The organism is Pseudomonas sp. DR208 (assembly GCF_019823005.1).
In the GTDB taxonomy this organism is placed as follows: domain Bacteria; phylum Pseudomonadota; class Gammaproteobacteria; order Pseudomonadales; family Pseudomonadaceae; genus Aquipseudomonas; species Aquipseudomonas extremorientalis.
The window spans coordinates 1,784,540-1,797,885 of the sequence record NZ_CP081944.1 but is presented as its reverse complement, the minus strand read 5'-3'; the positions used below and the strand labels follow the sequence as shown (position 1 = coordinate 1,797,885).

The following is a 13,346-nucleotide window of genomic DNA, read 5'->3' as shown; positions in this document are numbered from 1 at the left end:
AGAGTTCCGAAGTGTGCGGCATTTGTCGGTATAACACTCGAACAACAACATTACGTTCACCACATTTTGGCAGAACAGCGCATTTTCGCTGTGCAGTGAGCCGAAAAAGGATATTCATGAAGAAGCTGTGTTTGCTCGGCCTTGTTGCCACGCTGGCCACCCACCCCGCCTGGGCAGAAACAAAGCCTGCTGCGCTCAAGGACAAGGACGCCTTCGTCAGCGACCTGCTCAAGCAGATGACCCTCGATGAAAAGATCGGCCAATTGCGCCTGATCAGCATCGGCCCCGAAATGCCCCGCGAGCTGATCCGCAAGGAAATCGCCGCCGGCCGCATCGGTGGCACGTTCAACTCCATCACTCGCCCGGAAAACCGTCCGATGCAGGACGCGGCCATGCGCAGCCGCTTGAAGATCCCGATGTTTTTCGCCTACGACGTGATCCACGGCCACCGCACCATCTTCCCGATCAGCCTGGCCCTGGCCTCCAGCTGGGACATGGACGCCATCGGCCGCTCCGGGCGCATCGCCGCCCAGGAAGCCGCCGCCGACAGCCTCGACATCACCTTCGCGCCGATGGTCGACATCTCCCGCGACCCGCGCTGGGGGCGTACCTCCGAAGGTTTCGGTGAAGACACCTACCTGGTCTCGCGCATTGCCGAAGTGATGGTCAAGGCCTTTCAGGGCGTCAGCCCCGCGAATGCCGACAGCATCATGGCCAGCGTCAAACACTTCGCCCTGTATGGCGCAGTGGAAGGCGGCCGCGACTACAACGTGGTCGACATGAGCCCGGTCAAGATGTACCAGGATTACCTGCCGCCGTACCACGCGGCGATCAAGGCCGGTTCCGGCGGCGTGATGGTGGCGCTGAACTCGATCAACGGCGTGCCCGCCACCGCCAATACCTGGCTGATGAACGACCTGCTGCGCAAGGACTGGGGCTTCAAGGGCCTGGCCGTGAGCGACCATGGCGCGATCTTCGAACTGATCAAGCACGGCGTGGCCAAGGATGGGCGTGAAGCCGCGAAACTGGCGATCAAGGCCGGCATCGACATGAGCATGAACGACACGCTGTACGGCAAGGAACTGCCCGGCCTGCTCAAGTCCGGCGAGATCGAACAAAGTGACATCGACAACGCCGTGCGCGAAGTGCTCGGCGCCAAGTACGACATGGGCCTGTTCAAGGACCCGTACCTGCGCATCGGCAAGGCCGAGGATGACCCGGCCGACACCTACGCCGAAAGCCGCCTGCACCGCAGCGAGGCCCGCGACATCGCGCGCCGTAGCCTGGTGTTGCTGAAAAACCGGGACAACACCCTGCCGCTGAAAAAATCCGCGACCATCGCCCTGGTCGGTCCGTTGGCCAAGGCGCCGATCGACATGATGGGCAGCTGGGCCGCCGCCGGCAAACCCGAGCAATCGGTGACCCTGCTCGACGGCATGAACGCGGTGATCGGCGAAAAAGGCAAGATCATCTATGCCCGTGGCGCCAACATCACCAACGACAAGGCGGTGGTCGACTACCTGAACTTCCTCAACTTCGATGCGCCGGAAGTGGTCGATGACACCCGACCAGCCCAAGTGATGATTGACGAAGCGGTCAAGGCTGCCAAGGATGCCGATGTGGTGGTGGCCGCCGTGGGCGAGTCCCGTGGCATGTCCCACGAATCCTCCAGCCGCACCGACCTGAACATCCCGCAAAGCCAGCGCGACCTGATCAAAGCCCTCAAAGCCACCGGCAAGCCGCTGGTCCTGGTGCTGATGAACGGTCGCCCGCTGTCGATTCTGGAAGAGAACCAACAGGCCGACGCCATCCTGGAAACCTGGTTCGCCGGCACCGAAGGCGGCAACGCCATCGCCGACGTGCTGTTCGGCGACTACAACCCGTCGGGCAAGCTGCCGATCACCTTCCCGCGTTCGGTGGGGCAGATTCCGACCTACTACAACCACCTGACCATCGGCCGACCATTCACCCCAGGCAAACCGGGCAACTACACTTCGCAGTACTTCGATGACACCACCGGGCCGCTGTTCCCGTTTGGGTATGGCTTGAGCTACACCACGTTCGGCCTGTCGGACATGGCGCTGTCGTCCACCACCCTGAACAAGACCGGCAAGCTCGACGCCAGCGTGACGGTGAAGAACACCGGCAAGGTCGATGGCGAAACCGTGGTGCAGCTGTATATCCAGGACGTGGCCGGTTCGATGATCCGCCCGATCAAGGAGCTGAAGAACTTCCAGAAGGTCATGCTCAAGGCGGGCGAAGAGCGCACTTTGCACTTCACCATCACCGAGGAAGACTTGAAGTTCTACAACACCCAGCTCAAGTACGCGGCCGAGCCAGGCGAGTTCAATGTGCAGATCGGGTTGGATTCCCAGGACGTACAACAGCAAACCTTCGAACTGCTGTAAACATGTGGGAGGGGGCTTGCCCACGATAGCGGTGGTTCAGTCAATATTTTCAGTGACTGACACCCTGCAATCGGGGGCGAGCCCCCTCCCACATTTGCCTCCCAGTGAACTGGCTAGCCGCGTCTATCCAGAAGGTTCACCACCAACCGATCAATCCACCCCCACACCCGCTGCTTCACCCGCCGCCACAACGGCCGCGACTTCCACGCCTCCAGGCTCACCGCCTGGCTCTGGGCAAAATCCCGCTCGAAACTGCCCGCCACCGCCCGCGTCAATTCAGGGTCCAACGCCTCCAGGTTGGCATCCAGGTTGAAGCGCAGGTTCCAGTGGTCGAAGTTGCACGAGCCCACACTGACCCAGTCATCCACCAGCACCATCTTCAGGTGCAGGAAACACGGCTGATACTCAAAAATCTGCACGCCCGAACGCAGTAAACGTGGGTAGTAACGATGCCCGGCATAGCGCACGGACGGGTGATCGGTACGCGGGCCGGTGAGCAGCAAACGCACTTCCACACCCCGCCCCGCCGCCCGGCGCAGAGCACGACGCACGCCCCAGGTCGGCAGGAAGTACGGAGTCGCCAACCAGATACGCGTCTTGCTGCTGTTCAAGGCACGGATCAACGATTGCAAAATGTCCCGGTGTTGGCGGGCATCGGCATAGGCCACACGCCCCAGACCCGGTCCGGTGGCGGGCATCCTGGGCAAGCGTGGCAAGCCGAAATGGGTGGCGGGTTTCCAGGCGCGGCGCGCGTTGTTGGCGTGCCATTGGCGGTCGAACAGGGCTTGCCAGTCGAGCACCAGGGGGCCGCTGATTTGCACCATCACTTCGTGCCAGTCGGCACTGTCGTTGCCCGGCGTCCAGAATTCATCGGTCACGCCGGTGCCGCCGACAAAGGCGATGTCCTGGTCGATCAACAGCAGTTTGCGATGGTCGCGGTACAGGTTGCGCATCCAGCGGCGCCAGCGCAGGCGATTGTAGAAGCGCAGTTCCACACCGGCATCGGTCAAGCGCCTGCGCAGCCCGAGGGTAAACGCCAGGCTGCCGTAATCATCGAACAGGCAGCGCACCTGCACACCGCGTTCGGCGGCCAGCACCAGCGCCTGCACCATGGCTTCGGCGCAGGCGCCGGCTTCCACCAGGTACAACTCCAGCTCGACTTGCCGCTCGGCGCGGGCGATACCCACCAGCATCTGCGGGAAAAAACTCGGCCCGTCGATCAACAACTCGAAACGGTTGGCGCTGCGCCACGGGAACACCGCGCCACTCACGTCAGCGCGCCGTAAAGATCAGCACCGCACCCACCGGCACCGACAGACTGATCGACTTGAGCCCCGCCGCCTTGCGCAGTGCGGCCACACCCGGCGCCAGGTCGAAGTCCTCGGCATGCACCACCAGCGGCTCCAGGGTGACCACCTGGAAACGCCGGTCATCCAGGCGCGTGGCCAGCAGCTCGGCGCTGTAGGTCTGGGTCTTGCCGTGCAGCGTCACGGATAACGGCAGGCGCAATTCAAGCTGCGCGCCGGGGGCCAGGTCGTTGATGGGTTGCAGGTTGATTTGCGCGTTGATCAGCGCCTCGGGGAACGTCTTGATCTCGAACAGCTGATTGCGCATGCGCTCGTCGCGCAGCGGGATGCCGCTGTTGACGGACTCCAGCTCCACCTCAAGCTGCGCCGCGCCCTTGCTGTCGACCTTGCCATGCAACACCAGGAAGCGATGCACTTCGGCGATTTCGGTGTTCTTGGTGGTGACGAACGACAGCCGCGAGGACTCGTTATCCAGGTACCAGTCGGCATGGGCAGGCACGGCAGCGGCGGCCAACAGGGCGAAAGCCAGGGGTTTGATCACAGAAGCGTTGAACATTGCAGACTCGTGGGGCGAAAAACCTGGACGAACCTTAACCGGATCGCGAGGGTTACGCCAATGCGCGCTGCACTTCGCGCACTGTCTCTTCCAGGCTGGCCAGGTGCAGGTTCAACACCCGCTCAACCGGCGCCTGATGCATCGGCCAATGCAGCGCCATGCTCCCAACCAAGCGACCATTGGCGCGCACTGGCAAGGCCACGGCACGAATCAAAAACGGCAGGCGCACCGGATACTCCCAATACCCCTCGGTGCGCTGGCCGAAGCCCTGATGCTGGGTTTGTTCGCAGGCCTGGTACTGCTCGTCCGCCGCCACCTGGTCGCGGCCCGCCAAACGTTGAACCTCTTCGGCCGGCAATTGGGTCAGGCAGGCCTTGCCCATCGCTGAATGAAACAGGCTGGCGTGCTGGCCGACGATCTGGCAATTGTTCGGGTAGAGCTTGCGCAACACACTGGGAATCGCGCTTTCCATGACCTCCAGGCGCTCGCCATCAAAACAGGACAAATCCACCACCAACCCGGTGCGCTCACTGAGCTCCAGCAGCCAAGGCGCTGCGCTTTCCACCACCTGGCGCTTGAAGCGTTGCTGGGTGTCGCCGAACAAACGTTGGGCACGCAGGCGGTAACGACGATCGCTCAAGCCGCGATAGACCCAACCCTGCTCCTGCAACGTCAGCAACATGCGCGACACTGTGGCCTTGGGCAGACGTGTGAGGTAATGCAACTCCTCCAGCCCCAGGGCCTGGTGCTCGCCCAGCAACTCGACGATTGCCAGTGCGCGCTCGACCGAGCGTACGGTGCCTGTCTCCATGTTCGATCTCCCTGTTGCCGATGGATGATCATTGTTCACAGCAAGATACAGGCCCGGTCGTGGCTCAACCCGTCGGTTCAAGGCACGTCGGCGGTCGACGCTGCCCCCATTGCGTCAGCTGTTCATGAGCATAGGCCAATTGCAACACCGCCCGATCCGCCTGGGCCGGGCCGATGATCTGCAGGCCCATGGGCAGGCCCTGGGGGTTGAAGCCCACCGGGATGCTCATGCTCGGCAGCCCCGCGAGGGTCGGGCCGATTACCACTTCCATCCAGCGGTGATAGGTGTCCATCTCACGCCCGCCAACGTGGCGCGGCCAGGGTTGTTGTGCCTCGAAAGGGAACACTTGGGCAGTCGGTAACAGCAGGAAATCGTAGTGCTCGAACAGTTTGGCGAGGGCGCGATACCACACGCTGCGGTCGACCGACGCCTGGTACACCTGCTGGGCCGTCAGATTCAGGCCGCCCTCGACTTCCCATTGCGCTTCGGGCTTGAGCAGCGCACGTTTCTGAGGGTTGGCGTAGGCCGCGCCGAGGTTGCCGTGCACCAGCCAGTGGCGATGCACCAACCAACTGCGCCACAGCCGCGCCATGGAAAAGTCCGGCTGACAGCTTTCCACTGTGCACCCCAACGCGATGAAATCATCGAGGGCTGATTCGCACAGGCTCAGCACACCGTCGTCCATCGGCAGGTAGCCGTTGTAATCCCCCAGCCAACCCAGGCGTGCGCCCTTGAAATCACGCTGCAAGGGCTGGCTGAACACCGTCGGATCGTCCTTGGACGACAATGGCACCCGAGGGTCATAACCCGCCTGGATACCCAGCAACCGCGCTACATCCGTCACGCTGCGGCCCATCGGGCCTTCGGTGCCCAACTGCTGCACGAACACTTCAGGCATAGGCCCGTGAGGTACGCGGCCTTGTGACGGACGCAAGCCAAACACATTGTTGAACGCCGCCGGGTTGCGCAGCGAGCCCATCATGTCGCTGCCATCGGCCACCGGCAGCATGCGCAGCGCCAGGGCCACGGCCGCCCCGCCGCTGCTACCGCCGGCTACCAGGCTGGGGTCGTAGGCATTGAGAGTGGTGCCGAACAGCGTGTTGTAGGTCTGCGAACCCAGGCCGAACTCCGGCACGTTGCTCTTGCCGACGAGGATCGCGCCACTGGCCCGCACCCGAGCCACGCTGATGGCGTCTTCAGTGGGCACGTGCTCGGCGAACAAGGGCGAACCCAGCGTCGTACGCAAGCCTTTGGTAGCCGCCAGATCCTTGATCGCCTGGGGCATGCCGTGCATCCAGCCACGTGACTGGCCCTGGTCCAACTCGCGATCACGTTCCCGCGCCTCGGCCAACACGTCATCGGCATCGCGCAGCGACACCAGCGCATTCACCCTCGGATTGAAGCGCTGAATCTGCGCCAGATAGGCCTGCATCACCTCTACGCACGACACTTGTCGCGCGTGGATTGCCCGCGACAGTTCGGTGGCATCCCAATCAACAATACTCAAGGCTTCACCTCTTTGGAAAACGGCAGCGGTCGCTTGGCCCGCGGTGCCTCATGCATGCAGTAAGTGCCCAGCAGTGTCAGCACGCAAGCGAACAAGACATAGAAGGAGGGCGCGACGGGCGTGCCCAGCACTTTGGTCAGCCACGTGACGATCAACGGTGCGAAACCGCCGAACACCATGACCGCCACGTTATAGGCGACCGATACACCGGTCGAGCGAACTTCGATGGGAAACTGCTCGGCCAATGCCGTCGGTGCCGGCCCGAAAAAACCACCGATGGCGGTGCACAGCAGCACCTGCATCGCCAGCAGCCGCTCGATGGACGGTGCGGCGGCGACCCACACGTACAGCGGATAAACCATGACGAAGAATGCGAGGGTGAATGCCATCAACACCGGCCGCCGCCCCAGGCGATCCGAGAGCAGCCCGGACAGTGGAATCACCACGGTCATCAGCGCCACCGCAAACATCTGCACCATCAATACCTGGTCCAGTGGCAGACCAAGGCTTTTGTGGGCGAAGGTCGGCATGTTCACCAGCACCACATAGAACGACACCGTCGCACCACAGGCCAGGCCCATGGAGACGAGGATGCTGCGTCTGTGCTCGCGCACCACCTGCACCAGGCTCGGCGCCGGGCCGCTCGCCTGTTTGCGTGCCTCGATGAACGCCTCTGGATCTTCCATGTGCCGACGAATCCACAGGCCCACCGGGCCAATCAGCAAACCGAACACGAAGGGCAAGCGCCACCCCCACAGGTCGAGGGTTTGCGGCGAAAAGAAATGCGTGACCGCCGCCACCATCGCTGCGCCGCCGAACACGGCCAGGCATTGCCCCACCAATTGCCAGGAGCCATATAAGCCCTTGCGATGGGCCGGAGCGCTTTCCACCAGAAACGCTGTTGCGCTCGCGTATTCACCGCCGGTGGCAAACCCTTGAAGCATGCGCGCCACCACGATCAACAATGGCGCGCCCATGCCGATGGCGGCGTAGTTGGGCGCGAACGCGATCAATGCGATGGACACGGTCATCAGCCGGATAATCAACTGCATCGCGGCCTTGCGGCCTTTGCGGTCGGAATAGATCCCCAGCAGGATGCCCCCCACCGGGCGCATGAAAAAGCCCACGCCAAAAGTAGCCAAGGCCATCAACAGCGACGCGTACTCGTCATCCGAAGGAAAAAACTGCCGGGCAATGATGCTCGCCAGAAAGCCGTAGACAATGAAGTCATACCATTCCAGCGCATTACCGATTACGGCCGCCACCACTTGGCGGGTGCGGGACACACCTGGTTTTGCAGTCTGCATGAGGAACACTCCATTCAACCGATCGAGGGAAAGGGTCCAGCGGCAGAAAAAGAAGGTCGTCAGGCAGGCTTGAGCCAGCTCTCGGCCAGCGCGCCCCAATAGGCGGCCCCTGTCAGCAGGATGTCGTCGTTGAAGTCATAGGCGGGGTTATGCACCATCGGCCGCGACACGCCATTGCCGATGAACAGATAGCTGCCGGGGCAGCGTTGCAGCATCCAGGCGAAGTCTTCGCTGCCCATCAGCGTGCGGGTGTTGCCGTCCACCGCATCGGCGCCGAGCAAGGCGACGCCGACCTGGCGAGCGAACTCGGTTTCTTCGGCGTGATTGACCAGCACCGGATAGGCCGGGCGGTGTTCGATCTGCGCCGTGCAGCCAAAGCTGGCGGCCTGGGTGTGGATGATGGCGAGCACGCGCTCCAGCATCTGTTCGCGCACCTTGGGGTTGAGCGCGCGCAGGCTCAGACGCAACAGCGCCTCTTGGGGAATCACATTGGCTGCCTGGCCCGCTTGCAGCGCGCCCACCGTGACCACGGCCGCTTCCTGAGTGTCGATATTGCGCGCCACCACCGTCTGCAACGCCATGACCATGCTCGCCGCCGCTACCAACGGGTCCACCGTCAGATGTGGCATGGAGCCATGGCCGCCAACGCCTTCGAGGGTCACCGTGAGCAAGTCCTGCGACGCCATCATCGGCCCGACGCGCAACCCCAGATGCCCCGCCGGCAGCCCCGGCATGTTGTGCATGCCAAACAATCCATCGCAGGGGAAGCGCTCCAGCAAACCATCGGCCAACATGGCTTCGGCACCACCCTGGCCCTCTTCGGCAGGCTGGAAAATCAGGTTCAACGTGCCGTCGAATTGCCGCGTCGCCGCCAGGTAACGCGCGGCGCCAAGCAGCATCGTGGTGTGGCCGTCATGCCCGCAGGCGTGCATGCAACCGGCGTGCTGGCTGGTGTAGGCCGCGCCGGTAGTTTCGATGATGGGCAACGCATCCATGTCAGCGCGAATGCCCAGGGTGCGCGAGCTGCTGCCATTGCGCAGCACGCCCACCACGCCGGTCTTGCCGATGCCGGTGTGCACCTCATAGCCCCATTCCCTCAGGGACTGCGCCACGAGGGCCGAGGTGCGGTTCTCTTCGAAACCGAGTTCAGGATGGGCGTGAATGTCGTGGCGCACGGCGCGCAAGTCGCCGGCAACGTCGCTGAGCCAATCCAGGATGTGCTGGTGTGGGCGCATGGTGATTCTCCTCACAGGCGGGTGTTCCCGTTCTTGTTTGCTGCACATCGCCAGATAACCGCGAAGTGCGCAGGAGGACAATCAAAGGTGGTTCCACCCTGTGGAACCTCAGGGCTCCAGGCGACACCCCTGGCGCTCCCCCAACCACCGCGCCATATGCTTGCGCCCCAACCCGCTCGCCGTCACCTCACTGCGCTCCGGGTTATCGCTGAACGCACTGGTCGGCACGTACTGCTTCACATACCCGCGGCAATACGCCGCCGGATTGTTCTGCACATACCGGCACGAACAGTATTCCTTGGCCGTATACGCCGCGATGATGTCGGGGAAGGCTTGCAGGTTGACGCGTTCGTGCCAGCCCCACCCCAGCAAGGCGAGCAACAGCAACAGCAACAGCAACAGGCTGGTAAACGGCCGACGACGAATCATGGTTGCACCGCCGCCAGCACGCGCTTGAGCAGTTCGTTATGGCGATAGCTGCCGTCGCGGTCATCGCCGTAGCGCACGATCACTAAATGTTCATCGGGCATCACGTATAACGCCTGGCCCCAGTGGCCGAGGGCGGCGAAGGTGTCGGCGGGGGCGTCGGGCCAGGGTCTTGATGCGCCTTTATTGAGCCACCAATGACCACCGGGGACGGCTTCGTCCTGACCGGACTTGTATTTGTCGAAGGGCTGGCGATTGAAGGCGACCCAGTCTTTGGGCAGCAGTTGTTGATCGCCCCAACGCCCGTCTCGCGCCATCAGCAGGCCGACCCGTGCCAGGTCGCGGGCGGTGAGGTAGGCGTAGGACGAGGCGACGAAGGTTTCGTCGGCGTCGGTTTCCCAGGTGGCGTTGTGAATACCCAGCGGCTTGAACAGCGCATCCCACGGGTAACTCATATAGGCCTTGTGACCGAGCATGCCTTTGAGGGCGGCGGACAGGATATTGGTGTCGCCGCTCGAATAACGGAACACCTGGCCCGGCTCAGCCGTCGCGTCGGTGTCAGCGGCAAAGTCGGCCATGTCACCGCGACCACGGGTGTAGAGCATCGCCACCACTGAGGATTTGAGCGGGGCGTATTCGTAGTCTTCCTGCCAGTCCAGGCCCGAGGCCCAGTGCAGCAGGTCGGCCATGGTCACCTTGGGGTGTTGTTTCATCGGCGGGTAAAAGCGCGCCGCGGGATCGGAGAGTTTGAAGCGGTTCTCGCCGTAGGCCACGCCGAGCACCGTGGCCATCAGGCTTTTGCTGACCGACCAGGTCAGGTGCGGGGTACTGGCGGTGGTGGGCGCGGCGTAGCGCTCATAGAGGATCACACCATCGCGGATCACCAGCAGCGCATCGGTGCGGATGCCTTTGCGGGTGGCATCGTCACGCGGCGGGAACGCGTAGGCATCGAGGGCATCGACAGCGGGGCCTTCGAGCGGCGTGGCCTTGGTCCAGTCCTTGTCAGGCCAGGTTTCGGCATGGGCGGCAACAGTGACAAACAGCAGGGCAACACACAACAGGCCTCTGACCATGGACGCAGACTCAAGGAACGATCAAACCCGGGAGGCTAGCCAACGCCAATGACCGTTTGAAGACACCGCTCTGTTCTTGAAGGCATACGCCACTTCAATAGCCTTTGTTGGTGAAGGCCCTCCCCGCTTGCCCCAACGTTCCTCTCGCCCCTTAAACACCAAAGCGGCGTGGCCGTTTGATTCATAGACGCCCATCCGGCCCTGGGCCAACTGCTCAGGCGGCACACCCTCCACCTCGTCCCAAACACCTAGCCGCCTGAATGCATATTCAAGGCGGCCGCCGCTATTCAGCACGTGCATCGCCTCGGTGAAGCTCGCCGGGCCAGATTCCTGATACCGTTTGGCGCTGACCGCGAACATGAAATTGGCATACAGCACCGTCATCGGATCTTCGCCTTTAAGCTGCGCAACAGCTGCGGCCTGTTTCAATTCGTCCTTCGTCAAGAACGTCGATTCCCCGTTTCTGAGCGTGACATGGTAGCCGTCAGCCGTTTCACGCACCGATTTGAATACGTCCGTAGGACGCTTGCCAAATTGCATCATCACCGCCTTGATCGCCGCAACAGTCGAGCAATTTGCTTTGTTCCACTGACTGAAATCGCCCCAGATATTTCCGACTTTCCCTCCACCGGTGGACGCCGCAGGTTTGTAGTCAAATAGTTTCTCTCCCGAAACATTGGGCTTTTGACTCATCTTTTCCCCATAGGTACGACCATCTTCACCCCGTATACCGGTACCCCCTTCCAGAGGCGCAGGGACTGAAAAGAAAGTCGGCGGGAAGGCCGATGGTGTCGTCTCAGGACGCGGGAAAAACTGCATAGCAACGGGATTTGGCATAGGTCAGCGCTCTGAAAAGCGGAGCCTTTCTGAAGCTCCTGACAGCTTGAAGGCCCAACTGCCTTCAAACCCGGCAACTGGGTGGCCAATACCCTTCCTTGGGTTCCCGCAGTCTTCTGCCCTGCGGCTTGCAAGGCGCTGTCATCCAAGCGTCACCATAACTTCATGGAGATGACACCGAGCCTACATAGCCTGAGTTTGGACAACAAAGTCGACCGGCCGAAATCGTGGCCGGCACTCGGAGACTCGCCATGACTCAGATCGCCCGCATCAGCGACACCGGCAATGAACGCCGTCTGCAAGCCGAACGCCTGGTTGGCGCGCAGGCGTTGCAGGAAGCCCAGGCCCTGCGGTTCAACGTGTTCAGCGGCGAGTTCAACGCCAAGCTGAAAGGCGCGGAACTGGGCCTGGACATGGATGACTATGATGTTCACTGCAGCCACATCGGTGTGCGGGACTTGAACAGCGGTCGACTGGTGGCCACCACCCGTTTGCTGGACCATCAGGCGGCCAGCACCCTGGGCCGGTTCTACAGCGAAGAAGAATTCAGCCTGCATGGCCTGCTGCACCTGCAAGGCCCGATCCTGGAGATCGGCCGCACCTGCGTCGACCCGGCTTACCGCAACGGCGGCACCATCGCGGTGTTGTGGGGCGAGTTGGCTGAGGTGCTTAACCAGGGCGGCTACAGCTACCTGATGGGCTGCGCGAGCATTCCGATGCACGACGGCGGCATCCAGGCCCACGCGATCATGCAGCGCCTGCGCGAGCGCTACCTGTGCAACGAACACCTGCGCGCCGAACCGAAAAAGCCGCTGCCGGCGCTGGACTTGCCCTCCAACGTGATCGCGGAGATGCCGCCGTTGCTCAAGGCCTACATGCGCCTGGGTGCGAAGATCTGCGGCGAGCCGTGCTGGGATGAGGATTTCCAGGTGGCCGATGTGTTCATCCTGCTCAAGCGCGATGAACTGTGCCCGCGTTACGCGCGCCACTTCAAGGCTGCAATGTGATGAGCCGCCTGCGGGTTTACGGGCGCATTGCCCGCGTGCTGGTGGTGGTGGCGCTGGGCCTGAGCATGGCCAGTGTGTTTGGGGTGTTCGAGCGTTTGGGGATCGCCAATTCGATGGTGCGGCGCCAGCGTTGGTCGCGTTTTTTCATGGCGCGCCTGACCAACGCCCTGCCCTTTCGCGTGACGGTGCACGGCGAATTGCCAACGCAGCCGATGCTGTGGGTGAGCAATCACGTGTCCTGGACCGATATTCCGCTGCTCGGTGCCGTGGCGCCGATGTCATTCCTGTCCAAGGCCGAAGTGCGCACCTGGCCGGTGGCGGGCTGGTTGGCGGCCAAGGCTGGCAGCTTGTTTATCCGCCGGGGTTCGGGCGACAGCCAGTTGATCCGCAAGCAGATGACCCGCCACCTGGAACAACAGCACCCGCTGTTGATGTTCCCGGAAGGCACCACCACCGACGGGCGCAGCCTGCGTACGTTCCACGGACGCCTGCTGGCCAGTGCGATCGATGCGGATGTGTCGCTGCAACCCGTGGCGATCCGTTACCTGCGTGATGGGCAAGTGGACCCGCTGGCACCCTTTATTGGCGACGATGATTTGCTCTCGCACTTGATGCGCTTGTTTGCCAATGACCAGGGCGATGTGGAAATCCATGTGCTCACGCCGATTGCCTGTGCCGGGCAGGAGCGTGCGGCGCTGGCGTATCAGGCGCAGCAGGCGGTGCAGAAGGCGTTGTTCGGGCCGGTGCCGGAAGCGGAACATGTGGATGCTCGACCAGCATTCGCTGCCTGAACTCAAGTGAACACCGTTCAAATGTGGGAGGGGGCTTGCCCCCGATTGGGGTGTGTCAGTCACTGCATGCTTTGACTGAAC

The 13,346-nt window shown here is 62.5% G+C and carries 12 protein-coding genes; 3 read left to right on the top strand and 9 right to left on the bottom strand.

The window, feature by feature from the left end:
* The first annotated feature begins 116 nt into the window (after positions 1-116).
* Positions 117-2,408, top strand: coding sequence for a beta-glucosidase BglX (gene bglX, locus K5K89_RS07900; RefSeq protein WP_071488891.1), 2,292 nt, complete (start codon positions 117-119; stop codon positions 2,406-2,408).
* A gap of 113 nt (positions 2,409-2,521) precedes the next feature.
* On the opposite strand, the gene K5K89_RS07895 is transcribed toward bglX, so the two are convergent.
* The 9 genes from K5K89_RS07895 to K5K89_RS07855 form a co-directional block, all read right to left on the bottom strand.
* On the bottom strand, positions 2,522-3,679 hold the full coding sequence (locus K5K89_RS07895; RefSeq protein WP_071488890.1) for a phospholipase D-like domain-containing protein: 1,158 nt from the start codon (positions 3,677-3,679) through the stop codon (positions 2,522-2,524).
* A gap of 1 nt (position 3,680) precedes the next feature.
* The gene (locus tag K5K89_RS07890) at positions 3,681-4,271 is read right to left on the bottom strand and encodes a YceI family protein (RefSeq protein ID WP_071488889.1); all 591 of its coding nucleotides are present in this window, start codon (positions 4,269-4,271) and stop codon (positions 3,681-3,683) included.
* 52 nt (positions 4,272-4,323) lie between these two features.
* A complete protein-coding gene (locus K5K89_RS07885) occupies positions 4,324-5,082 on the bottom strand; it encodes an IclR family transcriptional regulator (RefSeq protein ID WP_033902706.1) in 759 nt (252 codons plus the stop codon).
* 64 nt (positions 5,083-5,146) lie between these two features.
* Positions 5,147-6,589, bottom strand: coding sequence for an amidase (locus K5K89_RS07880; RefSeq protein WP_222541152.1), 1,443 nt, complete (start codon positions 6,587-6,589; stop codon positions 5,147-5,149).
* A complete protein-coding gene (locus K5K89_RS07875) occupies positions 6,586-7,896 on the bottom strand; it encodes a citrate-proton symporter (RefSeq protein ID WP_222541151.1) in 1,311 nt (436 codons plus the stop codon). The genes K5K89_RS07880 and K5K89_RS07875 overlap by 4 nt, the downstream gene beginning before the upstream one ends.
* Before the next feature lie 59 nt (positions 7,897-7,955).
* Complete coding sequence (locus tag K5K89_RS07870) at positions 7,956-9,131, bottom strand: M20 aminoacylase family protein (protein WP_071488886.1); 1,176 nt, start codon at positions 9,129-9,131, stop codon at positions 7,956-7,958.
* A gap of 108 nt (positions 9,132-9,239) precedes the next feature.
* Positions 9,240-9,560 (bottom strand): amidase, encoded by a 321-nt coding sequence (locus K5K89_RS07865; protein WP_222541150.1) that lies wholly within the window; start codon positions 9,558-9,560, stop codon positions 9,240-9,242.
* Positions 9,557-10,630: a serine hydrolase domain-containing protein gene (locus K5K89_RS07860; RefSeq protein WP_222541149.1), complete on the bottom strand. Its 1,074-nt coding sequence runs from the start codon at positions 10,628-10,630 to the stop codon at positions 9,557-9,559. Before K5K89_RS07860 ends, K5K89_RS07865 begins: the two co-directional genes overlap by 4 nt.
* 21 nt (positions 10,631-10,651) lie before the next feature.
* A complete protein-coding gene (locus K5K89_RS07855) occupies positions 10,652-11,467 on the bottom strand; it encodes a hypothetical protein (protein ID WP_130898098.1) in 816 nt (271 codons plus the stop codon).
* 251 nt (positions 11,468-11,718) lie between these two features.
* Here K5K89_RS07855 and olsB point away from each other — a divergent pair, with 251 nt between their 5' ends.
* Positions 11,719-12,474, top strand: coding sequence for an L-ornithine N(alpha)-acyltransferase (olsB, locus tag K5K89_RS07850; RefSeq protein ID WP_003172415.1), 756 nt, complete (start codon positions 11,719-11,721; stop codon positions 12,472-12,474).
* Positions 12,474-13,265: a lysophospholipid acyltransferase family protein gene (locus K5K89_RS07845; RefSeq protein ID WP_071488882.1), complete on the top strand. Its 792-nt coding sequence runs from the start codon at positions 12,474-12,476 to the stop codon at positions 13,263-13,265. Before olsB ends, K5K89_RS07845 begins: the two co-directional genes overlap by 1 nt.
* Positions 13,266-13,346: the final 81 nt, after the last annotated feature.

What these genes read in the sequence shown, in the direction of transcription:
- K5K89_RS07875 (WP_222541151.1), bottom strand. Translation starts at nt 7,896, where the DNA reads ATGCAGACTGCAAAACCAGGTGTGTCCCGCACCCGCCAAGTGGTGGCG.
- K5K89_RS07870 (WP_071488886.1), bottom strand. Translation starts at nt 9,131, where the DNA reads ATGCGCCCACACCAGCACATCCTGGATTGGCTCAGCGACGTTGCCGGC.
- K5K89_RS07890 (WP_071488889.1), bottom strand. Translation starts at nt 4,271, where the DNA reads ATGTTCAACGCTTCTGTGATCAAACCCCTGGCTTTCGCCCTGTTGGCC.
- K5K89_RS07855 (WP_130898098.1), bottom strand. Translation starts at nt 11,467, where the DNA reads ATGCCAAATCCCGTTGCTATGCAGTTTTTCCCGCGTCCTGAGACGACA.
- K5K89_RS07885 (WP_033902706.1), bottom strand. Translation starts at nt 5,082, where the DNA reads ATGGAGACAGGCACCGTACGCTCGGTCGAGCGCGCACTGGCAATCGTC.
- K5K89_RS07860 (WP_222541149.1), bottom strand. Translation starts at nt 10,630, where the DNA reads ATGGTCAGAGGCCTGTTGTGTGTTGCCCTGCTGTTTGTCACTGTTGCC.
- K5K89_RS07865 (WP_222541150.1), bottom strand. Translation starts at nt 9,560, where the DNA reads ATGATTCGTCGTCGGCCGTTTACCAGCCTGTTGCTGTTGCTGTTGCTG.
- bglX (WP_071488891.1), top strand. Translation starts at nt 117, where the DNA reads ATGAAGAAGCTGTGTTTGCTCGGCCTTGTTGCCACGCTGGCCACCCAC.
- K5K89_RS07845 (WP_071488882.1), top strand. Translation starts at nt 12,474, where the DNA reads ATGAGCCGCCTGCGGGTTTACGGGCGCATTGCCCGCGTGCTGGTGGTG.
- olsB (WP_003172415.1), top strand. Translation starts at nt 11,719, where the DNA reads ATGACTCAGATCGCCCGCATCAGCGACACCGGCAATGAACGCCGTCTG.